The following is a 26,495-nucleotide window of genomic DNA, read 5'->3' on the forward strand; positions in this document are numbered from 1 at the left end:
CTCCTAAAATTGTTGATTTAGTTTAGCGTTGACACAGTTAATTGAATACTCCCAAATCAATTATACAACCGGAAAAATGGCGTTTATTCTGGATTCTTGTCAAGCGGATGAACCTGGTTTTAATCGGTTATTGACTTTGTTTGATCTGGACGAAATGTTTCAAAATCAGATGACATCGGCTTATTTTAGCTTGGATTCGGTTGATCCTGACATGCCTTATCATCCCTTCAATCAAATGCGTTTCGCACCATCGACGTTATGTCATTCACAGTTACTGCATACAATGTTGCTGACGGATTACCTATTAAAATTCTTAACGGTAGGTCAGGAGGTGCAGTGTCAACATCCTTATGATTTAAGATCCCTCGACGAAGTCACTCAGAAACTACCGCTTTATTTAAAAAAGATTATTGATAATTTCCATGAAGATAATCATCAAGAGGCTGTACATCGTTTTTGGATTGAATCAGACGCTGTTCCTTATGCCATTGACGATGAGGAATTCAATACAACGGGTCGTGTATTGTTTGCTTTTGATGAGATGAAGATGATCGTCAAACATCAGAGAATGGTCAGGGATGCCGATGGCAATCTCGTCGATAAAGAAGGTGACGGTGAAGGATGGGACTGTTATCTATTGACGCCTGAACAATTACAAGAAGTTGAAGCGGGAACTCGATTGATTTCTGATTCAGCCATGATTGTTATTAAGAAGACGGGCGAAATTATTTTTTGGGAAAATCAAAAAATAGAGCAGCGCTGTGTCTTTCCCAAAGCGGATCGCCATCACTTCATTCGTTTAAGCAAGAGGAAACGTGACGACCAAGAAAAGGTTTTAATCGATGATTCTCAATCGTTGCGTTTAATCTATCGAATAACACGTAAAGCGGCAACCCAAGCCGGTATTTCTCATCGTTTTTCTCCTGAGTTTATTTTTGCTCAGGAGTTTACAGCGCATTACAACGAGTTTGCGATTTATTTTCCTGAATTAGGTCGTTTACGCGAGCTGAGTAAAGCCACCGTTTTAGTCAATATCATGGCCAGCCAGCGTGATCTCAATAAGAAAAATATGTCGGATTATCGAGACTATTTGAAAGATAAAACCCTTTGGAGTGAAAAAGAGCATCGTTATTGGCAGGAGACTGAACAAGAAATCAGCGTTTTAATTAAAGACAATATGAGTAAGAATTTTGAGCGATGGCGAAAACAATTTTCTAAGGAAAATGTGCGTCAGAAGCAACAACAAATACTCAATGATGTGCGAAAACAGATAGGATCGTTGAGATTTACAGCAAAATCCAAAGAAGTCAAAGATTTTTGTCAAAAATTTCATGCGTAATTGCTCAATCAGCATTTTACTGCACAATGGGGATTAAAAAAATGGACGGAAAGCGTTTCCAAAAAACTATGGGAAGAATCCATTCGTCCAAAAATTCCAGAAATTATTACTGAATTAACCAAGAAAAAAAAGGAGGCGTGTCTTGAGCAACTTGAAACTTTATTTAAAGATCAATTAAGTCATTTATGGAATGTTGCGCGAACACAATTACTTGAAAAATTTTTAAAAGGAGATGATAAACCTTTACTCGAAGAATTAATGGAATATCAGCATCGAACAGTGATCAGAGAAATTAAGAAGGTCTATCCGGAACACACCCTCGACCATTTAAATCGGATTTTTACTCATCCATCTGCTCATTCAGATGAAATCGTTAAAATTGAAACTAAAAAAGCGCTTGAAAAGCATAAAGATCATTTAAAAGAAAAAATGAGTAACGGTGAAAAATTAGAAAATTCCTTTGTTGAGCTGAAATTTGGTGCAACGAAAGCAGAGATTAACCTTGACGGAAGCTGTTTATGGGTGCCAGCTAGCATACGGCACGATGTCAATGCGAATCATAGACGAGTTGTTTATGGGGGCGTGCATTTTAGGGATTGCACGACATATTAATCCGGCTTATATGAAGGTTCTAGCAAGGCAAACTACTCAAGCCGGACAACGTGTTTGGCGAAATAAGGTATGGGGCGATGCCGCGCGTGATTACCATATTTCTTTATTAAAACAACAATATCCTGGTTCTGAGGTAAAATCTGAATTTCATATGCGTACCCCTCGTGGTGCCCGTTTCTTAGATGGCGCTGTTATTTCAGATAGAAAATTTGAAAAAGGGTATGAGGTGAAAACATGTATTACAGATGGTTCACGTGCCCAACAATGGAAAACTGCTTGGATAAGAGAGCAAGGGTATACTGTCGAAGTAGTACGCTATCCAGGGTGCCCTGTTAATTTAAGTAACTATACCAATTGTCGCGTACAATAATAAATTAATTTATTAGGAGAATGCACATGTATCATGAAATATTTAATCGCTTAATGAAGCTAATGAGACCTTTTATGAAACAACAGGGTTTTACTTCAAGAGGAAATAATTATTATAAACGACACCCGCAAGGTAATATAGGCATCATTAATTTCCAAAGAAATAGAGAAGGATTTCCTAAATTTACAATGAACATCGGTATCTATTCGATAATCCTCGCAAAGTTTTTTTTAGCTGAATTTAACCAAAAACAAATCAGAGAATATCCTTTACTTGGCGAATATCACTGGCAAGCAAGGATTGGCGATGTGGTACCTAAACATAATATTTACCGGCAAAAAGATAAAAAATGGTTAAATGGTGATGATAAGTGGTGGCATTACGACGATAAAACAGATGTGGACGCACTGTTTCACGAAATCAGCGAATTGATTGCTGAATTTGCTATTCCAGCGATTGATAAACATATCACTGATGGACAGTTAAAAGAATATTGGTTAGAAGCAGCAGAAAGCAGAAAAAAGAATGCAGAAATAGAGGTTGGTGAATTACATGCTGGAATAAAACGTGTCAGAGCACAAATATTAAGAAAACTTTTAATTTTGTTATTAGATTCTGGAGAAAAAGAAAAATTCCAAATAATGATGTCTGAATTTCATGAATATCTGCAACATCATCCAGAGTATATTGGATTAAAAAGGGATTACGATCGACTTAAGAAAGATATGGATAAAAATTTTAGATTTGATTCTAATTCAAAAAGAAAATTTGAAGATGACGAAGAGGGGAATTCATCAAAAAAATGAAATCTTAATATTATTTTTAAGCTGATTCTCATTGAGAAAATTACCTATACTATAAAATCACAAAAATGCACTTAATCGATTTAATTACAAAAAATTAAGAGAAAAAATAATGAAAACGAGTAGTGAATTATTGCTGGGCACTTGGATAAGTGATCCAGAGGATATCGAATCAATCCGAAAATTTGGAAATGTGAAGCTTCATTTTACAGAGGATGGCCAACTTATTTATAGTCTTCTTAGCGAACAGAAGAAGCAAAAAATGTTTCTTACCTATCGCGTTGAAAATAATATACTGATTACCGATCAGCCTTCAGCTCCCCGGGAAGAAAAAACTTACTTCCAAATTACCGATGATGACCATCTTGAATGGGAATGTTCAGAGGGTGAGACGTCACGCTATATCCGCGATCCATCACAAAATAATTTGAAAGCTTCTGTTCAGATTCATAAAACAATGGTCGGTCATAATAAGTATAATTTTTTTCAGTTTGTTGGCTTCTATACAGCACATATGGTTTGGTCTCTAGAAGGTCTAAATGGTGGGAATGTTTCACCATTGCTTGCTATTCAAAAAACAGACGAAGCGTGGATTGAGCGTTTTGAAAGCTCCTCCTATGAATGTGCAGCCGCCAAAGCGCGAGAACGTTATGACACGATTCCTCTTTATAGTGGTGAATATGCATTACTTGCCTTTGATGCTTTTTTAACGCAACCGGATGAGTATAAGGAAGCGCTAATCATTCAAGCATTTGAAAACCGAGAACGAGAGGGAGGAACCTATTTCTTAACCGTTCCGTACCGTTCAGCGTGCAGCGGAAAAGATTTGGTCATTGGTCAAATTAAAATTGTTCTTCCGAGAGATTTTTCCAATCCAGAGAGAGACTTGTTTTTAAATAATTTAAAGGATGGAGCTTCTGCTCATACTAAAGGGTTTGAATTTTGGAATAATCACTGGGATCGCAATTCAGATCCTGTAGTGATTGTAGAAAATTAAAGAAGATGTAGTTTGTAATGCGCTTATGATTTGGATCAGCACTCCTTGAATTTTAGTTTAGTCTTTTCTATATAGGTAAATATTTTATTACCCAACATATTTATTTTTTATTCCTGTCTTGACTATGTGTTTTAAAGAAAATACACTAAAAATATTGTATTTGTATTTTTTATTAAATAAAAAATAACAAAACAAATGTTAATATTATTTAAATATTTATAAATTTTAAATAGGAATCCCTGAAATTTTAGGGATTTTTTTATTTTCCACCAGGCTAATAAAGGAAATAAATTGGAAAACAATAAACAAAAAGAACAAGTAAGTAAACAAATTATCTGTAATGCTTTATTAGTAGAAGATGATGGACTTTGTCGTAAATTATTAAAAAATCATTTATCTAAATTAGGTTATCAAATTGAAATAGCAAAAGACGCTAAGACTGCTATTAATTTAATAAATAGTAAAGCTTACAACTTAATTTTCATGGATCTAGCTGCCGGATTAGTCTGGTGCAATGGTTTGTAATGGTAATTCAAGTGGCTAGAGAATGTGACTTTAATCAGCCCGCACCGTTGATTGTGTATACAGCCCATGCTGCCCAGCAACTAGAACAAGAATGTTTAGCTTTAGGAGCAGACCTTGTCTTAATAAAACCCATTTTATCTAAAAATCTTCAACAGACAATTAATGAATGTCTTTTACTGCCAGGTTATCGAAGAAAATATAAATTCCAGCTAAGAATGTTGAAGAAGCAGATAGAAACGTTTCTACAACAGGAAGAAAAATCTTTTATTTCAGAAATTGAGGAAAGGAAGCTCGCTTACCAATTATGTTCCATTGCACAGCAATTTGTGAAAATTATGGACGAATATCTACAGTGGTCCTTAACAAGCAGAGGCTTTTTCTATGAGGAATAATACAAAACCTCATTTTATACCCTAGGAGTAATTAACATGAAGAAAAAATGGCAAGCCGAGATTCTGATGACGGTTGGTTCGAGAGTTTGGCAGTGCGCGCGTTTCTTAGGGTTATATATGCAATAACCTTATATTATACGGCTTGGATATTCGTGATAAAGGCTTAGGTTCTGAAGTGAGTGAAAGCATTAAAAAAATAAACAATAAAATTTTGGAAAACTAAAGAGGCACCTATGTCAATGGATTTAGTCAGTTTGCTAAAAAACGTTATTGAACAGCAAAAAGGACAGATGGTTTTGTTGGAGCAAACAGTTAACTATCTAACAAACTCAAAAGATGCTTCTATTCCCATGGTTGAAGCGGATCCCATTGCTGCAAATATTATTGCTAATTTACCAGGATATATCTATTGGAAAAATGAAGAAGGACGGTATATGGGCGCTAATAATAATTTGGCTAAGGTTTCTGGTTTCAATGATAGGACTGAGATTGTAGGAAAAACAGATGGCGACTTTGAATGGGGAAAAGACTTAGCTGAGCAGTTTAGGAAAGACGATTTGGAGGTTATGCGCGATCAGGTTACAAAGGTTTTTGAAAATAAAATGACACACAAAAGACCCGATGGGCATTATTATTATGTAAGGACTGAAAAAATGCCCTTATATGAAAATGGAAAAATTATAGGAGTACTAGCCGTAGCCGTTGATATTACTGATCAAAAATTATTGGAAGAAAAATTAAACGAACAAAAAGCCATTTCTGAACAGGCTAATTTGTTAAAAACCGAATTTATTAGAAATATGGAGCACGATATTAGAACGCCCTTTCATGGAGTTTGGGGGATGGCTAGTTTTTTATGGGAACAAGAAACGGATCCGCTTAAAAAAGAGTATTTAGGTGACATTACGCAATGCGCGAAAGAATTATTAGATTACTGTAATGGAATTTTAGATTTCTCTAAAATTTCCTTGGGTTTATTTTCAATCACAGAGAAAAAATTTAACTTATTAAATATCATAGAAAGCGTGGTAAAAATTGAGATGCCAGCAGCTAAAAATAAAAAATTGACTTTTACTTCTCATTTATCTACTGATCTACCAAAAATTGTTGTTGGTGACCGCTATCGCTTGCGTAGATTACTTATCAATCTCGTAAGTAACGCAATTAAATTTACTAAGGTAGGGGAAGTTTCCATTCATGTGGAGTTGCTTGATAAAACAGACGACACCTACCTGGTTCGTTTTATTATCAGAGATACGGGAGAGGGAATATCACTCGAGCAACAAAATATCATTTTTGAAAAATTTTCTCGTTTGTCGCCTTCTAATAAGGGTTTATATAAAGGTTCTGGTTTAGGTTTGATTATTGTGAAGCAGTTTATAGAGGAGATGAAAGGTGAGATCGATTTAAAGAGTAAATTAGGAGAAGGTACTGATTTTGTTTGTACTATACCTTTTAAAATTCCATTAACGGATGATTTTGTATAATCTACTAAGAGATAATAAAAATGACAAGTATTAAATTATTAGTGGTTGAAGATACAGCGATCGCTAGAAAAATAATCCAGGTTACACTTGCACCGTTAGGTTATTCCATTGATATGACAGTTGATGGTAAAGAAGCTATTAAATTATTCACAGAAAATAGCTATGATTTCGTTTTTATGGATTTAGGACTGCCTGATATGAATGGTATTGAAGTGACTAAGAAATTACGAAAACTAGAAAAAGAACGTGGAAGTTCAATAATTCCTATTGTCGCACTTACTGCGCATCATACTGAGGAAGATAAAGATCGCGGATTAGCGGTTGGTATGCAAGAATTTATACTGAAACCTTTAAGCAAAGAAGTGGCGCAAGCAACTATAAATAAATATGTAAATAAAGAATAATAATGAACTTAAATATTTCTAACGATGACCATTTAATAAGACAATTGATTAATCATACCCTAATTTCACAAACGCTATTAGCGGCCTATGATATTGGATTTTTTGAGGCTATAGGTCATAAAAAAAAAGTATAGTCTCTATTTCTGAAACGCTTTCTCTGCCTTATCGATCTGCTCAGGCTATATTGTCAGTATGTGTTTCTATTAAGTTGATTATTAAAGAAGATGATCTTTATAGTTTAACTCCCTATGGGAAAGACTACTTATTAGAAGACGGCGCTTATTATTTTGGCGCAGTGTTTGATCTGCTCATTCGACAAGAAGAGGTTCGCTCTACCTCAGCGATAAAGCAAGCCCTTCTTAAAGGAAAACCACAAATCTATGCGGGACAAGCTTTATTTGAGAAGCATCGCAGCGATCCTACTTTACTTGAAGTTTTTACTAAGGCTATGCATGCTAAAAGTAAAGGGCCTGCTCAAGCTTGGGTAAATAAGTTTTCTTTTAGTGATCATAAAATTTTATTGGATATTGGGGGAGGTGCCGGTACCCATGCTATTTACGCTTGTTTACAATCAAATAATTTACAGGGTATCGTGTATGACATGCCCTCCGTTTGTCAATTGAGCCAACGTTATATCCAAAAATATAAGCTGGATGAGAAGATATCTATTCACCCAGGTGATATGTGGCTAGATGCTTATCCTGAAGCTGACCTTCATTTTTATTCAGACATCTTGCACGATTGGTCAATAGAACGCTGCTATTTTTTATTAGAAAAAAGTTTTTTTTCTTTGTCAAAAAATGGAAAAATAATTATTCACGAAATGCTGTTAAATGAAGATAAAACAGGGCCACAAAATGTGGTTGCATATAATTTAAATATGTTGTTATGGACTGAAGGACAGCAGTTTTCTAAAGGTGAACTAGAAATCATGCTTACAAAAGCTGGTTTTAAAAATATAATGACGTTAAATACTTTTGCTGACTGGTGTATTATGATGGGAGAAAAATTATAAGTATAAAAAGGTTAATTTAATGGGCGATAAAAACTGGATGCAAGCTAAGATTGCACAGTCTAATTATTTTCAAAGTAAAGCATTTGATGAAATCAATAACTTATTGATCATAGCAAGAGAAGGAAAAAGGGTTAAATTAGCCTGTGGAGATTGTTTAATTGAATTTGTATCTTGTTCTTACTTGGGTTTGGATCAAGATAAAAGGCTTGTCAAGCACAGTAATGATCATTTAGAGAAATTAGGTGTTATTTTTGCTGCGGCGCGTACGCGTATGCAGCCTGTTATTTGTGTTGAGCTTGAATTTCTTCTAAAAAAAATTTACTGCGGTGCCTATCCTGTTATATTTCCTACGATTCATATGGCCCATTTGGGACTTTTTCCTGTTTTAGGATCGGGTCAAATGCCGAGCTTTCCAGTGCGTGGAAAGGGCTTTACTTTTTTAATTGACAAAACGGCTCATTCTTCTATCCAAATTAATCGCGGCCTACTAGAACAATTTGGCAGGGTTATTATAGTGGACTGCAAAGATCAGCAACATTTGGAGGATACCTGCAAGAAAATTCAACAAGACGATTATACAGCTGTTATTATTGCTGATGGTATCGGTTCTATGGGGGGTATTGTACCTATTAAATTTTTACTTGAATTAGCAGAGCAATATAATGGTTATGTTTATCTCGATGATGCACATGGAACCTCTATACATGGTACACACGGGGCTGGATATACGCTAAAATGTTTAGATTATAAATTCCCTCCCCGTTTAATTCTTGTTAATTCATTAGGTAAAGGTTTTGGGGTGTTAGGCGGTGTATTATTATTTAATAGTAAAGAAGATGCCGATTTTATAAAACGTTTTGCACCAACGTATGTTTTTTCTGGTCCCTTAGCGCTTTCGGTTGTTAATGCAGCTGTTGCTTCAGCTAAAATTCATTTATCGGAAGAAATACATCACCTGCAAGCTGCTTTGTGGGATAATGTCAATTATTTTGATTCACTACTGATAAAAAATAGTGTCAAAGCAGATAGCTCAGTGCCTTTTCGTGGAATTCTTGTAGGCGATGAATTAAAAGCCATTGAATATACAAAAACGCTTAAAAAAAGAGGCTTTGCTGTAACAGCAGCGATGTATCCTACCGTGGCTAAGGGTCAAAGTTTATTAAGGATTGCAATTTCAACAACACATAGCAAACGGGATATTTATGCACTTTGTCAGACTATTAAAGATATTATTTAATATTTCATCACAAAATTAGCGGAAAAATTGACAGGTGGGATTCTGATTGACCTCTATCGCCCGTATTAGGCGAAAAATTAAGATTATAATAAACCCCTGAAATACCATACAAAACAAAGCGAGGTATTTCTGTGAGTCTCATGGCAGTGCACCGTGTCTGCAAGCGTCTAAAATTAAGCTATAAAAAAACATTTTATCCAGCTGGGCAAAAAAAACCAGAAGTTTAAGAAAAGCGTAAGCAGTTTAAAAAACTCGACATTTTAGATCCCTCACAACTCATTTTTATCGATGAGTCCGGTGTACACTGTGGAATGACCCGTCTTAATGGGAGAGCGCAAGGAAAGACCCCACGAAGCTTTAAATAATCAACCCCCTATACTATTCTCAATCCCTAAACAAAAATTACTCTATTAAGTAGCGATCACCTCAAAGCGGCCTCTGAACGTATAGTTGGTACAAAATTGGTACATCTGGCATGAATAACTCAAAGACTAAATTGCTAATCCAACTCAAATTGACTACAATTCGGCTCTTTCTATAAAATTGCCAACGTAGCTCAGTCGGTAGAGCAACTGATTCGTAATCAGTAGGTCGGACGTTCGATTCGTCTCGTTGGCACCAATTAAATCAGGGTCTTTCGGGTCTTTCCCACTTAAGGGGGCAGATTAAGCACATAAAACTTTAACGCTTAAGCGGTAATTTTCAAAATTTTTAAAGCCATAAAGCGCGACGTTGAATCAATTTCAGTTTACGATGAAACCCTTCCGTTATTCCATTACTTTTACTCAATCGCCACATCCGTACGACTTCATCACGCCATTGATACAGTGTTTTTCCTAGCTTCATTAAGGAGTGAAAAGGACTTTGCTTAAGTTCTTTTATCATGTTTAAAAATAAGGGAATAATTCGTTGGCAGCGTTTAGCCGTCATGGTTTTCTTCATCAATACTCGATAAAGTCTTTGCTCAAATTGATAAATTGCATCAATGGCAGGCTGTTGTTTTGAATATTCATTGCGTTTATTAAGCTGTTTTGCACTTAAGTTATTCGGCTTAGTCCGTAAAGCCGACAATAAGCCACGTTGATATTTCATCGCAGGATTAATTTCCCTATCGAAGTCTTTTATAACAATCACTGCGTTCATTCAACAGGAGGTTATTTATCTCCCGTTGAATTTGAACGCAGTTTTATCAGCGTCTTGCTTTTTAATGTCTACAAAATTGTTGCAAGCGTTAAATCATCTGTGACACAGTTTAATGAACACTCGCCTTTTGATATTTTTCGCGCGTTTCATTTCACTTCATTTCTTTTTAAAATTATGCGGTCAAACTTCGTTATAGTCTGCACACTTATCAACGTTATTACCCTTCTTTCTCCGTTATAATTTACGATTAGTTCTATAAATAATTGCTTTAATAGACAAACTCTCAGCGAGGATGCTGTGTCACAATCTCCATTAAGTTGGACCAATCTTTCTCAAGTGTGGTTAATTTGGCTTTTAAAAAATGAGATTCGACATCCAATCGTTTTAACGAGCTTTGAATATTTTCAATATTACCTTTTATGGTATCGCATTGCGTTAAGAGTTGGAGATTGACGTTAAATAAATCGACGGATTGATTTAATAATTGTTGCGACCGTTTTTCATTGTCATTGAGATTTTCTATCTCGCGTTGCTTGGCAGCGAGTTCTCTTTTAATTTCATTTAATGCCGCATCGAATGGTTTTATACTTTCTAAAATGATCGCAATGATCCAGTTAAATAGCCAAAATGCGATCCGATAACCATCAATTTCGGCTTTTTTAGCCTTAATTTGTTTCTCAAGAACTTGTTTTTGGCCTATCAGTGACTCTTTTTCTGCACTCAATTCATCCAGTTTGCTTTGTGTATCCCGAATCGATTGTGCTAAGCCATCACGGATAGTACCAAGTTCATTGCGAATGATGAACGTTTTATTTTTAATCTCAAGCACTTTATTGCAGATTGAGTTCAATGTACTGGTAAATTGTTGAATGACTAACGCGTCTTGTTTTAATACATCCGGTAAATAATTCAATAAGATCTGATAGTTCTCTTTAAAAATCGGATCGTAATCATGAATATTTTCAGTGAGTGGTAGAATGATATCTTTCGATAAATCTAAGGATGAATATGCGGAAAAAATGATGCTTGGGTTAGAATGGAGCGCTAAATTAGACATGATAGGACTCCTTATTTTATAGTTTCAGTTGATGAATTTTCATGCTGTAATTTATCCTTAGAATTTTCGGCAATAATTTTTTGCATGAAGCGTCCATTTTTGACTCGAGGGATACCTACCGCAGTACGATCATACGTTTCTATTGAGTTAATCACCTCTAAATAAGTTGAGTTTTGAAAATAAATCGATTTTTGATAAAGCGCTGTCAAATCATCATGGGTTAATGACCATTGCTGCTTCATATAATCAATGTCATTATTATCCATGCCTGTTTGAGAAATGAGTTTTTGTTTGAATGCCTCAAAATTTTCTGCTAATCCTTTCCAAGCTATCGCAAGATATTTTATGCATCCTTCAATCAAGCAAATACTTTTAACAAAATTTTTCCATTCTTGTATTAAAGCGAAATACACACTGGATTCAATGCTGTATTTTTTTAGGTTTTCAATGGATTCACGATAGCGTGTTAACGTTGTTTTCAATTTTTCTTGGTGTAGGGAGGGGATAGGTTTATTATCAGAAAAGGCTTGGATATTACCGTTAATAACGGGTATCGGTTCTGCTGTAACTTCTTCTTTAACTCCTTCAGTTATTTTAACTTTGCTTTCTAGCTTTTCTGATTTTGATTGATCAGATTTTGTGAGTGGTTTTTCCGGGCTATATTCTGTCACTAATGAGGTAGATATTTTTAAAATATTTTTTACTGAGTGTAATGCGCCACTAGCAATTTGTGCATTAATTACATTGATTTCTTTGCTGAGTTCATGCAGTGAAGCTTCTAGGGCCTTAATTTCAGTAGATTCGCCCACATAAAGTTGCTCGGCTGTTTTTTGCGTATTGTTTAGAGTATCTTCCAATTTCTGTGGATCATCGCGGTATTGTTCTAAATCGGTCACGAGTGCATTTGCTTTATCTTGTTTCTTTATCGTGAAAGAATGTAAATCGTGAATGGCTTCTGAGATGTCGGTTATCGATCCGTTTTTCTCATTTTCATCACTGGTTTCATTGAGTGAATGAATGAGTTCATAAATGTCTTGATAATAACTCGAAAAAAAATTATAAAAACCGCTGATATCGGTTAAAAGCGATAAAATTTGAGGTATATATTCATCAAGATAGGAGCGAGCAATATCACGCATTTTAGTTTGTAGCGTTTTTATTGCTATCAATTTATTTAATTCAACATTTTTTTGTAACAGTAAAACAATGGATTTAGCCTGACTTAAACATTGTGTAGACATGAGTTGATCTAAGGCAATTGGAAAGTCAGCAGGAGATAATGACTTTACCTTCTGTACGATGGCATTAGCAGGTTCTTGAGTATCTTTGAAAATAAAATGATTCATTTTTTTAATCCTTATTAAATAGTAGTGAAATCGTTTTAACAGTGGTTTTAATAACTGAGATTGGCTAACTCTATGAGCGGTACTGTCCAAGCGTTAGGACTATTGAGTCGCTTCGTGGAGATATTTAATGTAGGGAAGGAGTAGAATGTTTTGGTAAATCGAAGCGAATTGGCTAATTCAGAATTTACGACTACTTCTAAGCTTCCATTTTTTTGGGCATTGATGGCTAATTGCTTCAAATCATCAAAATTTTTCTGTGCGGCTTTAAGTTTATTGACGAGCATAAAACGTCTTTCAGGGTTAATAATATTCACTAAATTTTCTAGCTCCTGAAAGTTGTTATTCAGTGTAATCCACGTTTTCCGCATACCTTCTACTGCAGTATGAGCATTGTCGTTATTATTTTTGAGTGAAGTAAATTGATTTTTAGCATTTTCGAGTGCCGCCATTTCATCTTCAAGTTGTTTTATTTTTTGTAAAGCTTCACCATAGTCGCGTTGTTTGTTTTTCAGATCGATACTGGCTGCTGTTATCATGGCGACGCCGGTTAACGTAGTAAAGACACCCGCTACAATTAATTTTGCTGCGGCTCCGCCCGTGACGACAGTTCCGATAGCACCGACACCTATCATGACGATCCCCCCTACCGTGGCAACGGCACCGCCTGCAATAATCCCTATATCTTTATCTATCGCACTTGATAGCGCATCAATATTTTTTCGAGTCATTTGGAGTTCACCTTCGCTACCCGCATAGATGCGATCCGCATCAGTGACGATGGCTTGAAAGTTACGATTATCTGATTCCAAATCAGTTCTAAATAAAGCGAGCTTATTGATAAGTGATTGCGTTTTATTCTCTTTATCTTGAATGTTGTCTTTGAGTTCGGAAATACCCAATTTAAAATTTTCTGCATTTTCATCGTGGGCGTTTTGTATCTCCGCAGCTAATTTAATTAAGTCTTCCCAATACGAACTGGATAGATTACAAAATCCAGAAACATCGGTATAGGTTGCATTAATCTTGGGGACCAGCGAATTGAGCCAGTATCGAGCATGTTCACGGGTTTCTTCTTGAGTTTTTTCTATCGATTTGATTTTATCGAGCTTAATATTTTTTTGTGTTAGACAAGCCGCAATATAGGTTTGTACTAACGAAGAATTGGTATGAACATTCCCCATATTTTCTTTTATGAGAGCGGAAGCAATGACATCCTCATCCGCTTCAGCGTAGGAACGTAGCATGGGTTGATAAAATTCTGAATTTGAATAAATAATTGTTCTATTGAGTGCAGTCATAAGTCCCTTCCTTGTGTGACGTTGATCTATCCATGGTTGTTATAACCAATACAGTACAATTTATTATTATAAAATAATAATTTAATTAAATACTATTTAAATCAACATAATGTAGGAGTCGATCTTTTATTTTTCATTACTGCATTTTCTACTTTTGTTTGAACGTTTTCAGACGATGTCAAAGTATTATGGGAATTATTAAAGTTAAAAATTAATTTTAGAAACTTTCTGGTTTCAAAAGATTAAAATTTATAGGAAAGTTTTTTACTTTCGATTATATTTTTTAAGTCTTTTTCATCAAGGTTTTCTGATATTTTTTTCCATATTTCGGGCGGTAAGCATTTTTGTTTATCACGACGATCATGAATAGTGGATAGAATTTTTAAAGCATTATTTGCTAATAATCCTTTTTTAAAATTTTCTTTAATTTTTTTTCCAAAATTTGGATAGTGGTCTATAAAATTTTCTGCCATTATTATAGCGCGTACTTCTTTATTACAGGATATTATTTCTAATTTCCCGATATCTTTTATAAAATAAAAATCAAACAGAGATATTTGGCAAAAAATGATTTGTTTTAAAGATAAAATTTCATCCCAATAGGCAGATAGATCCTGATTTTTTTTGATAAAATCAGGTTTTTCTATTTTTATATTTTTTAATGAAAGATGGTAAATAATAAGCCATTTCGTTAGTTCAATATGACCTTCCTCACAGGATAAATAAAGGGGCGTACGTTGATGAATATCTGTTATCATGACATGAGCGCCATTTTCTATCAGTAATTTTGCGAGTTCCGTATACCCTTTTTTACACGTCAAAGAAAGTGGTGTATACCCATTAACACTAGTGAGGTTAATATGAGCGCCGTTTTCTATCAGCAATTTTGCTAATTCAACATAACCATTTCCACAGAGCCAAAATAATGGTGTGAACCCATTGGTATTCGTGGCATTAACCTGGGCACCGTTTCTTATGAGCAGTTTTGCTATTTCAACATGACCATTTTCACAGGGCCAAAATAGTGGCGTGAATCCATTGATATCAGTGGTATTAATATGAGCACCGTGTTCTATTAACATTTTTGCCATTTTAAGATGGCCTACATAACAGGCTCTATCTAAAGATGTGTACCCATTAATGTCGGTGCTATTCACATCGGCACCTTTTTCTATTAATAGTTTTGCGAGTTCAATATAACCTCTGCTACAGGCTAAATGAAATGCGGTCGCCCCATTATGGGCTGTGATATTAATGTCGGCTCCATTTTCTATCAGTAATTTTGCGAATTCAATATAGTCTTTTTTACAAGCCCAAAATAACGGGGTATGTCCATAAACATTAATGGCATTCACATGAGCGCCGTTTTTTATCAGCAGTTGCGCTAGTTCAATATGACTCTTTTCACTGACCCAAAATAAGGGGGTGATTCCATAAATGTTGGCGGTGTTAACGTCGGCGCCGTTTTCTATCAAAATTTCTGCCATTTCAGTATGGCCTGCATAACAGGCTCTATCTAACGGGGTGTATCCATTCGCATCAGTGGCATGCACATCCATTCCAATTATTTTTAAACGTCTAACTAATTTTAGACAGTTTTCTTTAAATGTTTTATAAAAATGTAATGGCATATCCACCCTTCTTACTTAGTTTTTATCCATGAATTATATTTTTTAAATATTAATGAAATATTAAATAATAATTGAATTGAGTAGATTATATCTATTTATTTTATAATAAATAAAAATAATATTTTTTAAGATATTTTCTGGTCTGAATGAAGTAGAGAAAAATGCACCAGTCTATTTTTTTTGGGTAGGTTTGTTACTGAGTAATCGAAGCGTTTCAATTTTTATTGATGAGAAGCTAGTTTAAATGGGCGTAGCTTGTTAAACTAAATAGATCAGTTTTTTACAAAGGCGTGATATATGTATTTAGCAAAAGGAAAGCAAAAAGGCCTTACGTTACTTGAGCTCATGATTGTTATTGCGATTATTGGTATTTTAGCGGCCATCGCCATACCCAGTTATCAAAATTATAGTAATCGTGCTAAGTTTGCCGAGGTTCTTCAAGCGACAGGCCCATTTAAATTGGCAGTGACAACGTGTATGCATGAAAATGATAATTTGGCCGCATGCAGTACCCCGGGTCAAAATGGGATCCCCAGTAATTTTAAAGCAGAAAATCAGAATAAAGGATATATTGCAACGGTGGAAGTGGGTAAAGATGGGAAAATCACAGCAACCTCACAGCGGATTCGTATTAATAAGGTTGATCATTTTACCTATATTTTATCGCCTATTCTTCAAACAAACGGTCAGTTACGTTGGGAGGTTAGTGGAACCTGTCTATTAGCTGGTTTATGTAAGGGAGAATAAATTCTACGCGTACAGTCATTTTTTCTTAAATTGCATTAATCGAAAGGATTACACATTCTAAGATTTAGGTTTTCTTTGATCTTAAACTATACTGTCGGTCTCTTAAGCTGTTATGCTAAGCGTTTTATATTTTAATACAATTTAGCGAGCTTAGCTTAACCGCAGTGTGAATATGACAATTGACTATAAAAAAACCTTAAATCTTCCGCATACTCAATTTCCAATGAAGGCCAACTTGCCGCAGGCAGAGCCTACGATTTTAAAACGCTGGAGTAATCTATCGCTTTATGAAAGATTACGCAAAAAAAATCGGGGGAAAGCTCAATATATCCTTCATGATGGGCCACCCTATGCCAATGGGCATATTCATATGGGGCATGCGGTTAATAAAATTTTGAAAGACATTGTTTTGAAATCAAAAACCTTCAGTGGTTTCGATGCACCTTTTGTTCCAGGCTGGGATTGTCATGGGTTACCCATTGAGCTCAATGTTGAAAAAAAAATCGGTCAAGTCGGCGCTCAATTGACAGCAAAAACCTTTCGACAGACCTGTCGTGAATATGCGGCTCAACAAGTGACGATTCAGCGTGAGGAATTTAAACGACTAGGCGTGCTGGGCGATTGGGAGCACCCTTACTTGACGATGGATTTTCGATTTGAGGCCAATATTATTCGCGCATTAGGTAAAATTATCAGTCGAGGACATTTACAACAAGGTTTTAAGCCGGTGCATTGGTGCGTCAATTGTCGATCAGCACTCGCTGAGGCTGAAGTTGAATATGCGGATAAAGTTTCATCCGCAATCGATGTACGTTTTAGAGTCATTGATGAAGAGGATTTTTTAAGCCGAATTCATGCTGAAGCAGGCCACGGGCCTATCGTTATTCCGATATGGACGACAACACCCTGGACATTACCTGCGAATGAAGCAGTTGCTTTGAATCCAGAAATTGAATATGTGTTAGTACAAACAGAATCTGAACGTTTACTCATCGCAAAATCTTTGTTGGCATCGTGTATGCAACGTTATCAACGAACGAATTATAAACCTTTAGGCGTATCTGTGGGCAAGGTTTTTGAAAAAGTGGTCTTGCAACATCCTTTTTATCATCGGCAAATACCCATTGTTTTAGGAGATCATGTCACTTTAGAAGCGGGTACAGGGGCTGTACATACGGCGCCCGCACATGGTTTAGAGGACTATCGTATGGCCCAACAGTATGGATTGCCATTAATAAATCCAGTGGATAGTCAAGGCTGTTTCTTACCGGGGACGGCACTTTTTGAAGGCGAGCATGTATTTAAAGTCAATCCGTTGGTTGTCAAAACGTTAAGCGAATCGAATAATTTATTGAAAGAAGAACGTATTAGACATAGTTATCCCCATTGTTGGCGTCATAAGACTCCTCTCATTTTTCGTGCAACACCTCAATGGTTTATTAGCATGGAAAAACAAGGGTTAAAAGAAGATAGTTTAGCAGCTGTTCAGGACGTTCATTGGATTCCGCCCTGGGGAAAAACCCGGATGCGCACAATGATTCACAATCGACCTGACTGGTGTATTTCAAGACAACGGAGCTGGGGGGTTCCTATTCCTTTATTTGTTCATCGTTTAACCCGTGATCTCCATCCCCGTAGTCTTCATTTGTTAGAGCAGATTGCCCGTCGTGTATCGGAAATAGGTATAGAAGCGTGGTACGAATTAGACATTGAAGCGGTATTGGGGAAAGAAGCCAAAGAGTATGAAAAATTAACGGATTGCTTAGACGTTTGGTTCGATTCCGGTGTTAGTCATTATGCCGTTTTAATGAAAGATTCACAGCTCGCCTATCCTGCCTCTCTTTGTTTAGAGGGATCCGATCAGTATCGGGGATGGTTTCAATCTTCATTATTAACTTCAATCGCCATGAACAGCCAAGCACCGTATAAATCTGTTTTGACGCATGGATTTACTGTCGATGAAAAGGGCCACAAAATGTCTAAATCATTGGGGAATGTGATTGCCCCTGAAAAAGTGATCCAACGTTTAGGTGCTGATATTTTGCGTTTGTGGATTTCTTCAACGGATTATCGGAAAGAAATGGTTGTTTCGGATGAAATTTTAAAACATACCGTAGACGCTTACCGACGAATTCGAAATACAATTCGCTTTTTATTAGCCAATTTACATGATTTTGATTCAACAGATTGTATTCCACCAAGCACGTTGCTGTCTTTAGATATGTGGATTCTAGAACGCGCAAACCGATTGCAACAGGAGATTATCAATGCTTATGAAGGGTTTCAATTTCATCTCATTTACCAAAAAGTACAGCATTTTTGCATTAATGATTTAGGTGGATTTTATTTAGATATTATCAAAGATCGACAATATACATTACAAAAAAACAGTGTTGCACGCCGCTCTGCGCAAACGGCGCTTTTTTACATTGCTGAAGCCATGGTGCGGTGGTTAGCGCCTATTCTTAGTTTTACAGCAGAAGAAATTTGGTGCTATCTTCCAGGAAAACGCGAGAAGAGTGTGTTTTTAAATGAATGGTATCCATTGTCGTTTTCTTTATCAAAGGATCCATTACAAGCGATTTATGCGCCCTCTGATCGACAAACGTATTGGAATATACTGATTCAACTTCGCAACGAAGTTAATAAAATGATTGAAAAATCACGGATAAATGGAGAATTAGGTTCTTCATTGGAAGCAGAAGTGACACTGTATGTCCAAAAAAATTCTCGACTTTTTAAGATGCTTTCCGCATTAGACGACGAGCTTAGATTTGTGTTGATAACATCCGGTGCACAAATAGTAACGGCGATGCCACCCGAGCAGTCTGTATTCGTTACGATTCATGATGAAAAGTTAGGAATACAGGTTATTTCTATTGTAGGAAAAAAAATAAAATGCGCGCGGTGTTGGCATCGACGTTCTGATGTGGGAAAAAATCCAGAGTATCCTGAAATTTGTCTGCGCTGCGTACAGAACCTTCCTGATGGACAGGGTGAACGACGAATTTATGCCTAACATTCAATTTTTTTCTAATCTATTTGACATTATGCAAGAAAGAAAAAAAACATCTCAATTATCATGGCTGTGGCTCAGTGCTTTCATTATTGTTTTGGATTATTTAAGTAAATGGTGGATGACACTGTGGTTAGATAAAACCCGTATCGTCTCGGTATTCCCTTGTTTGAATTTTATTTTGACCCATAATTTTGGGGCCGCATTTAGTTTTTTGGGTCAAGCGTCTGGCTGGCAACGCTGGGTTTTTTCAGCGATAAGCGGGATTGTGAGTATTTATCTTATACGTCTACTTTATCGTGGAGGACTCAACAACGGGGTTGCGTGTGCGGTTTCGCTGATATTGGGGGGGGCTATTGGTAATTTATACGATCGGCTGAGTTTGGGCTATGTCATCGATTTTATTGATTTTTGTCTCGGTTATTGGCATTTCGCGACGTTTAATTTGGCCGATACCGCCATTTCTATTGGCGCTGTTCTTTGGATTGTTTCAAGCTATAAACACGATAAAAAATAATGATAGCAGAAACTGGGGATAAGCGTATTAAAAAGCCTTTGGGTGTGTTTAGTCTCGCGATGATGAATGTCATTGCCGTGAATAGTTTGCGCTCATTGCCTATTGCGGCCCAATTTGGTTATTCCTTAATTTTCTTTTACATTCTCGCAGCCGTATTCTTTTTTATCCCCGTGGCGTTAGTGACGGCTGAACTAGCGACTGCTTGGCCTAGTACAGGAGGTGCCTATATCTGGATTCGAACGGCATTTGGCGTGCGATGGGGATGGTTTGCGATTTGGTTGCAATGGATATATAACGTGGTGTGGTATCCAACGATTCTGTCTTTTGTGATGGGTACATTTGCGTATTTAATTGATCCCCAATTAGGACACAATAGAGTTTATCTTTTAACGGCGATATTAATTATTTGGTGGTTGGTTATTGCATTAAGTTGTTTGGGTTTATCGGTTTCGAATGGGTTGAGCTGCGTCGGTGCTTTAGTCGGTACGCTGATTCCTATACTTTTTGTCATTGGTTTAGCGTTCTTTTGGATTAAAAATTCACATGCGCTCGCAATCCATTTTTCTCCGGATGCACTTTTCCCTAACCTCCATAACGTGGATAATTTAGCATTTTTAACGACCATTATTTTTGGTTTGATGGGCCTTGAGATGTCTGCAATACATGCAGGTGACGTCCGCAATCCACAAAAAGATTTCCCGCGTGCACTGGTTTTGTCGGCAAGTTTAATATTGATAACCTTAATACTGGGGTCGTTAGCCATTGCGATTGTTGTTCCAAACAGTGAACAGAGTCTATTATCTGGCTTAATGGATGCTTATGTCGTTTTTTTCACGAATTATCACCTGCCATTTTTTATCCCCATTATGATAGTGTTTATGATTATGGGGAGTTTATGCAGTATTTCAACCTGGGCTATAGGCCCTACACGTGGGTTATGGATAGCCACGTTAGAAAGTCGAATTGCGAGTTTAAAGGGACTACTTAAGCTTAATCGATGGGGAGTTCCCATTCGTTTATTACTTATTCAAGGACTTCTCGTTTCGTTGTTGACGAGCCTTTTTATATTAATCCCAAGTGTGAATGATGTGTATTGGTTGTTAAGTGTTATGACAGCACAGTTAGCCGTTTTATTTTATATTTTTTTATTTTTAAGTGCCTGGCGATTACGGTTTAAAGTAACCGATAGAAAGTACGCCTATCGTATTCCAGGAGGTCATTGGGGTATTGGAAGTGTGACGGTGGTGGGTTTAATTGGTTGCTTTTTGACGTTCATCCTTGGTTTTTTTCCCCCTCATGGTATAAAAGTTCATAATCTATTAAAATTTGATCTGATTTTGTTGAGCGGACTTTTATTATTTTGCTTGCCCGCTGTGATCAGCAGACGATGGGATTTATTACCCAAAAAAATGAGCATAATGTCGAACAGCAATGATAAACAAGACGCGTATGATTAGTGCTTTAGAAATTCAAGGGGTTCCCATCGAATGTATTAATCAGGCAGCAGTGAGGTATCATGTCCCCGCGACTATAATTCTTTCCGTTTTAATTGTGGAAAAAGGGAAGAAAGGCACCGCCTCACCCAATCAAAACGGAACGTTCGATTATGGACCGATGCAAATTAATTCAATTTGGTTGCCGAAGATTCGTTTGTATGGGTATACGCGGCGCCAATTACAATATGATCCGTGTGTGAATGTGAATGTGGGCACTTGGATACTGGGCCATGCAATGGCTCGGTATCCTTCAAATTTATGGGAAGGCGTCGGTCATTATCATTCGTCTACGCCGCAACTCAATCAAATTTATCAATTAAAGGTTTTTAAGGTATACCATCTATTGGTGAATTATTTATCTCCCATTCATTCACCATCATCAGTCACTTAAAATTTATAAACTTACTCGAAACCTCATTTTCTAATGCGAATTTTACTGATAAAAATGTCTTCAATGGGTGATATTATTCATACCTTACCTGCCGTGACGGACGCAACCCTTGCGTTTCCTCATATTCAGTTTGATTGGGTGGTCGAAGAAGCATTTACTGAAATTCCTAAATGGCATAGGCAAGTCCAACAGGTTATTCCTATTGGTCTAAGACGATGGCGAAAAAAACTTCCTTCAGCGATTCAAACAGGAGAACTAAAACGTTTTTGTAAACAATTACGCGAACGATCGTACGATTTTGTTTTAGATGCCCAAGGGTTAATCAAAAGCGCTATTACAACACGGTTAAGTCGCGGTTATCGCCTCGGCATGGATAAACACTCAGTCCGGGAAAATTTAGCCTGCCTTGCTTATCAGCAAACTTTTTCTGTGCCTTGGCAGCAACATGCCATGACACGGTTACGACAGTTATTTTCCCAAGCCTTAAACTATCCTTTACCATCAACACCCCCTCATTACGGCATTGATAAAGAAAAATGGTGTCAATCTAAACTCGAATTACCCAAAGATTATATTTTATTGATACCCAATACAAGCTGTTTGACGAAACAATGGTCTTATCATTCATGGTGTTTACTAATAAAAGAAGTGACTCAATGGGGGATGAATGTTTTTATTCCCTGGGGTAATGCAGTCGAAAAAGAAAACGCTCAACGGCTGACACAGAAAAGTGTTTTATCACACGTTTTGCCTTTCCTCAGTTTGAATGAAATAGCAGCAGTGATAGCAGATGCTAAAATGATCATTGCAGTCGATACCGGTTTGAGTCATTTGGCAGCAGCCTTAAGGGTTCCTTCGATTGTGTTATACGGACCCACCAATCCGTTGTGGATAGGAACCGTGGGTCCTCAACAATTCCATATCAAAATGGACCTTCATAGAACAAGTCGATCGGATAGCATTGTTCTAAAAAAAATAATCGACACAGTACAGCATTTTTTGACGCAATAACGCCGTTTTTGTTTTTAACATTTACCCATGAGAGATGATATGCCTTTGGGGTATCCAACAACAGGGGATTGCATGTGAGTAATACGGTAGACAACGTTTCAAATTCAAAAAATATATTAAAAATTGCTATTCCGGCGCCCCTACACCAATATTTTGAATATCTGGCGCCAAGCCATTTTCCACGGATGAAGTTAAAAAAAGGTTTACGGGTGTTGGTTCCTTTTGGGAAACGGAAAAAAATTGGTTTTTTAATGGAAACCAGTGAATCATCCGTTTGGCCAAAAAATAAACTCAAACAAGTAATCACTATTCTTGATGATTTTCCTCTTTTACCGGATTCATTACAACAATTAATAGAATGGACAAGTCGTTATTACCATTGTCCTATCGGGGAAGTTTTTGCAAATGCGTTACCGAATGCTTTACGGTCAGAAAAAATGAGCAAAAAACTTAAAAAATTTTTAAAAGAAAATAAAACCCATAAAGACACTGACACGTCAATTTCTTCTAAATCCCGTAAAGCGCTGCCTTTAAATAATCATCAACAACAGGCTGTTGCAACCATTATTCATTCACTTGGTCAATTTAAAACGTTTCTTTTAAATGGTGTAACAGGAAGTGGAAAAACTGAAGTTTATTTAGAGGTTATAGAGGCGGTACTGAATCGAGGCGAGCAAGCCTTAGTATTAGTTCCAGAAATTGGTTTAACACCACAAATGTTGGCACGCTTTCAAACGTGTTTTTCAGTTCCCTTGATATTATTTCATTCGAAGTTAACCGACACGCAACGTTTAGAAAATTGGTTACTTTCTAAAGTAGGGAAGGCATCCATCGTTATTGGGACGCGTTCCGCATTATTTACGCCTTTATTACGTCCTGGAGTGATTATTGTCGATGAAGAACACGATAGTTCATTTAAACAACAAAAAGGATTACGTTATCACGCGCGAGATTTGGCATTAGTACGAGGACGTTTAGAAAATATTCCAGTTATCTTAGGCTCAGCAACCGCTTCTTTAGAGAGCATTTTTAATGCGCATCAAAAAAGGTATCAAATAATACATTTACCTCAGCGAGCAGGGATGGCACGGCAACCTTCTTTTCGTTTTATTGATTTACGTCATGAAAAAATGGATCACGGTTTTTCCTCTTCGTTATTACAAACCATGAAAAAGCATTTGCAAAAACAATCGCAAGTGCTTTTATTTTTAAATCGGCGTGGGTTTTCGCCGGTTATTCGGTGTCAAGATTGTGGCTGGACCGCAGATTGTCAACGATGTGAGCAAAAAATGAGCTTTCATAAAAACCCCGCTCATTTACTCTGTCATTATTGTGGCTATCGACGTCCTTTAGATAGGTATTGTTTGGGGTGCCAAGGACAACAATTACTTCCCTTGGGTCAAGGGACGCAGCGTTTAGAGCAAACATTACAAAAATATTTTCCTCATATAGGCATCGTTCGTGTGGATAGAGATAACACTCAACGGAAAGGAAGCTTCAATGAACTATTGAAAACGATTCATGACAATAAAGGCCAAATTTTGATTGGAACTCAAATGTTAGCAAAAGGACATCATTTTCCTAATGTCACGTTGGTCGGTATTTTAGAGGCAGACAGTGGTTTATTTAGTGCAGATTTTCGAGCGCTCGAGCGCACAGGCCAATTATTAACGCAAGTTGCCGGCCGGTCAGGGCGTGCAGATAAATGCGGGGAGGTATTAATCCAAACCCATCACCCGGAACACCCGTTATTTAATCATTTGATAGAACAAGGTTATTTTAGTTTTAGTGAAATTTTATTACAAGAAAGGCAACGATCATTATTACCACCCTATAGCTATTTAGCCCTCATTCATGCCGAGGCTTTCAATGCAGCCTATCCATTTAATTTTTTAAATGAAGTAAAAATCCAAGCTGAATGTATTAAAAAGGAGGTTAATGTACTGGGTCCAGTTCCTTCATTGCGGCCTCGTTGTGCGGGTTATTTTCGTAGTCAATTACTATTACAAGCAAAAAGCCGTTATGTTTTACAACGCGTATTAGCACAAATCATTAAACCGGTTAGTCTGCTAAACAGTAGTCGTCGTGTTCGTTGGTCATTGGATGTCGATCCTATTGAGCTTTTTTGAGTGCAATGCTTCTTTTGTGTTAAATAAAACGTTAAAATATCCCAAACAATGAATTAAAAAATAATTGGTATGTATGGCTATTAGTCTATTTGATCTGTTTTCCATTGGTATAGGCCCATCGAGCTCACATACCAATGGCCCTATGAAAGCCGCCTACGCGTTTATTGAAAAGTTAACGTTCAATCGTGATTTATTGAATCAAACAAGCCGTATACAGGTTGAATTGTTTGGCTCATTGGCACTCACCGGTCGTGGTCATGGCACGGATAATGCCATTTTAAATGGACTAGAGGGATGGCTTCCAGATAATGTCAATCCCAATGAAGTTGTCCCACGTGCTCAACGCATTATTAAACGATGTAAAATTAAATTGGCAGGAAAAAAAGATATTTCATTTTCAGAAAAAACCGATTTATTGTTTCAACAAAAAGAACAATTGCCGTTACATACCAATGGTATGCGTTTTACTGCGTTCAATACAAAAGAGTGTGTTGTAAGCTGTCAAGTTTATTATTCTATTGGAGGCGGCTTTATTGTGACGGAACATACATTGGGTTCTCAATCAGATAACGTTATTTCAATACCTTATTCTTTTTCTAATGCAATGGAGCTATTTAGCCTCTGTGAGCAGAATCACTTAACGATTCCTAAACTTATGTTTGCCAATGAACAGCATTTATCCCCCCATAGAGATGTATCTGCTGATTTACTGAACATTGCAGATATCATGCAAACGTGTGTTGATAAAGGCTGCCAGACGAAAGGAACATTACCCGGAGCGCTTCATGTGAAACGTCGAGCGTCCGATCTTTATAATAAAATGCATAATAAAGCGCTTCCAACACAAAAGATGATTCCAAACGCCTTATTATGGCCCACCATTTATGCGATGGCTGTTAATGAAGAAAATGCAGCAGGTGGTCGCATTGTCACGGCTCCCACGAATGGCGCCGCGGGTATTGTTCCTGCTGTTTTAACCTATTATCGTCGTTTCTATGACAACGTGAGTCAACAATCCATTATTGATTTTTTACTCGTAGCGGGCGCTATCGCATTACTTTATAAAATAAACGCTTCCATATCGGGCGCAGAGGTCGGTTGTCAGGGAGAGGTTGGTGTTGCGTGTTCAATGGCTGCAGGCGCGCTAACCGCTGTTTTAGGAGGTACATTAGCACAAATTGAAAATGCCGCTGAAATGGCGATGGAACATCATTTGGGGTTAACGTGTGATCCGGTTGCAGGGTTGGTTCAAATTCCTTGCATTGAACGTAATGGCGTCGGTGCAGAAAAAGCGATTAAATTGGCTCATTTAGCGTTAATGGAAAATGGGAAGAATAAAAAAGTATCTTTAGATAAAATCATTGAAACCATGTTTGCCACCGGAAAAGATATGATGTCACTTTATAAGGAAACCGCTTTAGGTGGTTTAGCAAAGTCCCTTGCGGTTAATATACCCGAGTGTTAATTAAAATCTTCAACATTTTTTCCATTTATTGTAAACGATTTTCTTGGTGGTAAAAGAAATCGTCAAG

At 36.8% G+C, this 26,495-nt stretch carries 23 protein-coding genes, 1 tRNA gene and 1 pseudogene; 20 read left to right on the forward strand and 5 right to left on the reverse strand.

Annotated elements, in window-relative coordinates:
* The first annotated feature begins 28 nt into the window (after nucleotides 1-28).
* The 12 genes from RICGR_RS00665 to RICGR_RS00720 all read left to right on the forward strand — a co-directional run bounded on the left by RICGR_RS00665 (nucleotide 29) and on the right by RICGR_RS00720 (nucleotide 9,802).
* The gene (locus RICGR_RS00665) at nucleotides 29-1,339 is read left to right on the forward strand and encodes a hypothetical protein (RefSeq protein ID WP_240992168.1); all 1,311 of its coding nucleotides are present in this window, start codon (nucleotides 29-31) and stop codon (nucleotides 1,337-1,339) included.
* Nucleotides 1,340-1,951 (forward strand): hypothetical protein, encoded by a 612-nt coding sequence (locus RICGR_RS00670; protein ID WP_006035649.1) that lies wholly within the window; start codon nucleotides 1,340-1,342, stop codon nucleotides 1,949-1,951.
* Nucleotides 1,914-2,321, forward strand: a complete 408-nt coding sequence (locus RICGR_RS00675; RefSeq protein WP_006034725.1) for a hypothetical protein — start codon at nucleotides 1,914-1,916, stop codon at nucleotides 2,319-2,321. The genes RICGR_RS00670 and RICGR_RS00675 overlap by 38 nt, the downstream gene beginning before the upstream one ends.
* 26 nt (nucleotides 2,322-2,347) lie before the next feature.
* Nucleotides 2,348-3,127: a DUF4304 domain-containing protein gene (locus tag RICGR_RS00680; RefSeq protein WP_006035484.1), complete on the forward strand. Its 780-nt coding sequence runs from the start codon at nucleotides 2,348-2,350 to the stop codon at nucleotides 3,125-3,127.
* A gap of 109 nt (nucleotides 3,128-3,236) precedes the next feature.
* Nucleotides 3,237-4,121, forward strand: a complete 885-nt coding sequence (locus tag RICGR_RS00685; RefSeq protein ID WP_006034672.1) for a hypothetical protein — start codon at nucleotides 3,237-3,239, stop codon at nucleotides 4,119-4,121.
* Between the two features lie 291 nt (nucleotides 4,122-4,412).
* Nucleotides 4,413-4,646, forward strand: coding sequence for a response regulator (locus RICGR_RS00690; RefSeq protein ID WP_040615060.1), 234 nt, complete (start codon nucleotides 4,413-4,415; stop codon nucleotides 4,644-4,646).
* 11 nt (nucleotides 4,647-4,657) lie between these two features.
* A complete protein-coding gene (locus RICGR_RS00695) occupies nucleotides 4,658-5,038 on the forward strand; it encodes a hypothetical protein (RefSeq protein ID WP_240992169.1) in 381 nt (126 codons plus the stop codon).
* A 233-nt stretch (nucleotides 5,039-5,271) separates the two neighbouring features.
* Nucleotides 5,272-6,525, forward strand: coding sequence for a PAS domain-containing sensor histidine kinase (locus RICGR_RS00700; RefSeq protein WP_081441652.1), 1,254 nt, complete (start codon nucleotides 5,272-5,274; stop codon nucleotides 6,523-6,525).
* Nucleotides 6,526-6,545: 20 nt separating this feature from the next.
* The gene (locus tag RICGR_RS00705) at nucleotides 6,546-6,929 is read left to right on the forward strand and encodes a response regulator (RefSeq protein ID WP_050763951.1); all 384 of its coding nucleotides are present in this window, start codon (nucleotides 6,546-6,548) and stop codon (nucleotides 6,927-6,929) included.
* Nucleotides 6,930-7,137: 208 nt separating this feature from the next.
* Nucleotides 7,138-7,944 (forward strand): methyltransferase, encoded by an 807-nt coding sequence (locus RICGR_RS00710; protein ID WP_050763953.1) that lies wholly within the window; start codon nucleotides 7,138-7,140, stop codon nucleotides 7,942-7,944.
* A gap of 19 nt (nucleotides 7,945-7,963) precedes the next feature.
* Complete coding sequence (locus RICGR_RS00715) at nucleotides 7,964-9,181, forward strand: aminotransferase class I/II-fold pyridoxal phosphate-dependent enzyme (RefSeq protein ID WP_006035464.1); 1,218 nt, start codon at nucleotides 7,964-7,966, stop codon at nucleotides 9,179-9,181.
* Between the two features lie 545 nt (nucleotides 9,182-9,726).
* Nucleotides 9,727-9,802: transfer RNA gene (locus RICGR_RS00720), tRNA-Thr, on the forward strand.
* 44 nt (nucleotides 9,803-9,846) lie between these two features.
* Here the strand turns inward: RICGR_RS00720 and RICGR_RS00725 are convergent.
* The 5 genes and pseudogenes from RICGR_RS00725 to RICGR_RS00745 all read right to left on the reverse strand — a co-directional run.
* Nucleotides 9,847-10,291 (reverse strand): annotated as a pseudogene (locus RICGR_RS00725) (transposase); the annotation flags it as partial.
* Between the two features lie 316 nt (nucleotides 10,292-10,607).
* A complete protein-coding gene (locus RICGR_RS00730) occupies nucleotides 10,608-11,381 on the reverse strand; it encodes a hypothetical protein (protein WP_006035025.1) in 774 nt (257 codons plus the stop codon).
* Nucleotides 11,382-11,392: 11 nt separating this feature from the next.
* The gene (locus RICGR_RS00735; RefSeq protein ID WP_006035943.1) at nucleotides 11,393-12,727 is read right to left on the reverse strand and encodes an HBL/NHE enterotoxin family protein; all 1,335 of its coding nucleotides are present in this window, start codon (nucleotides 12,725-12,727) and stop codon (nucleotides 11,393-11,395) included.
* Nucleotides 12,728-12,774: 47 nt separating this feature from the next.
* Nucleotides 12,775-14,025, reverse strand: a complete 1,251-nt coding sequence (locus RICGR_RS00740) for an HBL/NHE enterotoxin family protein (RefSeq protein WP_006035665.1) — start codon at nucleotides 14,023-14,025, stop codon at nucleotides 12,775-12,777.
* A gap of 242 nt (nucleotides 14,026-14,267) precedes the next feature.
* Complete coding sequence (locus RICGR_RS00745; RefSeq protein WP_006034906.1) at nucleotides 14,268-15,656, reverse strand: ankyrin repeat domain-containing protein; 1,389 nt, start codon at nucleotides 15,654-15,656, stop codon at nucleotides 14,268-14,270.
* Nucleotides 15,657-15,953: 297 nt separating this feature from the next.
* Between RICGR_RS00745 and RICGR_RS08010 the strand changes: the two genes are divergently transcribed.
* From RICGR_RS08010 to RICGR_RS00785, 8 genes are all read left to right on the forward strand, one after another.
* Complete coding sequence (locus RICGR_RS08010; RefSeq protein WP_006034654.1) at nucleotides 15,954-16,403, forward strand: pilin; 450 nt, start codon at nucleotides 15,954-15,956, stop codon at nucleotides 16,401-16,403.
* Between the two features lie 172 nt (nucleotides 16,404-16,575).
* Entirely contained in the window at nucleotides 16,576-19,422 is a 2,847-nt protein-coding gene (gene ileS / locus RICGR_RS00755; protein ID WP_006035621.1) for an isoleucine--tRNA ligase, read from the forward strand.
* Complete coding sequence (lspA, locus tag RICGR_RS00760; protein ID WP_006035327.1) at nucleotides 19,415-19,936, forward strand: signal peptidase II; 522 nt, start codon at nucleotides 19,415-19,417, stop codon at nucleotides 19,934-19,936. Before ileS ends, lspA begins: the two co-directional genes overlap by 8 nt.
* Nucleotides 19,936-21,393, forward strand: coding sequence for an amino acid permease (locus RICGR_RS00765; RefSeq protein WP_006035194.1), 1,458 nt, complete (start codon nucleotides 19,936-19,938; stop codon nucleotides 21,391-21,393). The genes lspA and RICGR_RS00765 overlap by 1 nt, the downstream gene beginning before the upstream one ends.
* Complete coding sequence (locus RICGR_RS00770) at nucleotides 21,368-21,823, forward strand: lytic transglycosylase domain-containing protein (protein WP_240992170.1); 456 nt, start codon at nucleotides 21,368-21,370, stop codon at nucleotides 21,821-21,823. The genes RICGR_RS00765 and RICGR_RS00770 overlap by 26 nt, the downstream gene beginning before the upstream one ends.
* A gap of 33 nt (nucleotides 21,824-21,856) precedes the next feature.
* The gene (gene waaC / locus RICGR_RS00775) at nucleotides 21,857-22,834 is read left to right on the forward strand and encodes a lipopolysaccharide heptosyltransferase I (RefSeq protein WP_006035050.1); all 978 of its coding nucleotides are present in this window, start codon (nucleotides 21,857-21,859) and stop codon (nucleotides 22,832-22,834) included.
* A gap of 74 nt (nucleotides 22,835-22,908) precedes the next feature.
* The gene (locus RICGR_RS00780) at nucleotides 22,909-24,963 is read left to right on the forward strand and encodes a primosomal protein N' (protein ID WP_006035651.1); all 2,055 of its coding nucleotides are present in this window, start codon (nucleotides 22,909-22,911) and stop codon (nucleotides 24,961-24,963) included.
* Nucleotides 24,964-25,036: 73 nt separating this feature from the next.
* Nucleotides 25,037-26,428, forward strand: coding sequence for an L-serine ammonia-lyase (locus RICGR_RS00785; protein ID WP_006034844.1), 1,392 nt, complete (start codon nucleotides 25,037-25,039; stop codon nucleotides 26,426-26,428).
* Nucleotides 26,429-26,495 lie beyond the last annotated feature (67 nt).

The organism is Rickettsiella grylli (assembly GCF_000168295.1).
GTDB classification, from domain to species: Bacteria; Pseudomonadota; Gammaproteobacteria; order Diplorickettsiales; family Diplorickettsiaceae; genus Aquirickettsiella; species Aquirickettsiella grylli.

Excerpts from the sequence above, each read along its gene's own strand:
- RICGR_RS00705 (WP_050763951.1), top strand. The coding sequence starts at position 6,546 with ATGACAAGTATTAAATTATTAGTGGTTGAAGATACAGCGATCGCTAGA.
- RICGR_RS08010 (WP_006034654.1), top strand. The coding sequence starts at position 15,954 with ATGTATTTAGCAAAAGGAAAGCAAAAAGGCCTTACGTTACTTGAGCTC.
- RICGR_RS00730 (WP_006035025.1), bottom strand. The coding sequence starts at position 11,381 with ATGTCTAATTTAGCGCTCCATTCTAACCCAAGCATCATTTTTTCCGCA.
- ileS (WP_006035621.1), top strand. The coding sequence starts at position 16,576 with ATGACAATTGACTATAAAAAAACCTTAAATCTTCCGCATACTCAATTT.
- RICGR_RS00715 (WP_006035464.1), top strand. The coding sequence starts at position 7,964 with ATGGGCGATAAAAACTGGATGCAAGCTAAGATTGCACAGTCTAATTAT.
- RICGR_RS00785 (WP_006034844.1), top strand. The coding sequence starts at position 25,037 with ATGGCTATTAGTCTATTTGATCTGTTTTCCATTGGTATAGGCCCATCG.
- RICGR_RS00735 (WP_006035943.1), bottom strand. The coding sequence starts at position 12,727 with ATGAATCATTTTATTTTCAAAGATACTCAAGAACCTGCTAATGCCATC.
- RICGR_RS00700 (WP_081441652.1), top strand. The coding sequence starts at position 5,272 with ATGTCAATGGATTTAGTCAGTTTGCTAAAAAACGTTATTGAACAGCAA.
- RICGR_RS00740 (WP_006035665.1), bottom strand. The coding sequence starts at position 14,025 with ATGACTGCACTCAATAGAACAATTATTTATTCAAATTCAGAATTTTAT.
- RICGR_RS00680 (WP_006035484.1), top strand. The coding sequence starts at position 2,348 with ATGTATCATGAAATATTTAATCGCTTAATGAAGCTAATGAGACCTTTT.
- waaC (WP_006035050.1), top strand. The coding sequence starts at position 21,857 with ATGCGAATTTTACTGATAAAAATGTCTTCAATGGGTGATATTATTCAT.
- RICGR_RS00745 (WP_006034906.1), bottom strand. The coding sequence starts at position 15,656 with ATGCCATTACATTTTTATAAAACATTTAAAGAAAACTGTCTAAAATTA.
- lspA (WP_006035327.1), top strand. The coding sequence starts at position 19,415 with ATGCCTAACATTCAATTTTTTTCTAATCTATTTGACATTATGCAAGAA.
- RICGR_RS00765 (WP_006035194.1), top strand. The coding sequence starts at position 19,936 with ATGATAGCAGAAACTGGGGATAAGCGTATTAAAAAGCCTTTGGGTGTG.
- RICGR_RS00685 (WP_006034672.1), top strand. The coding sequence starts at position 3,237 with ATGAAAACGAGTAGTGAATTATTGCTGGGCACTTGGATAAGTGATCCA.
- RICGR_RS00770 (WP_240992170.1), top strand. The coding sequence starts at position 21,368 with ATGATAAACAAGACGCGTATGATTAGTGCTTTAGAAATTCAAGGGGTT.
- RICGR_RS00675 (WP_006034725.1), top strand. The coding sequence starts at position 1,914 with ATGGGGGCGTGCATTTTAGGGATTGCACGACATATTAATCCGGCTTAT.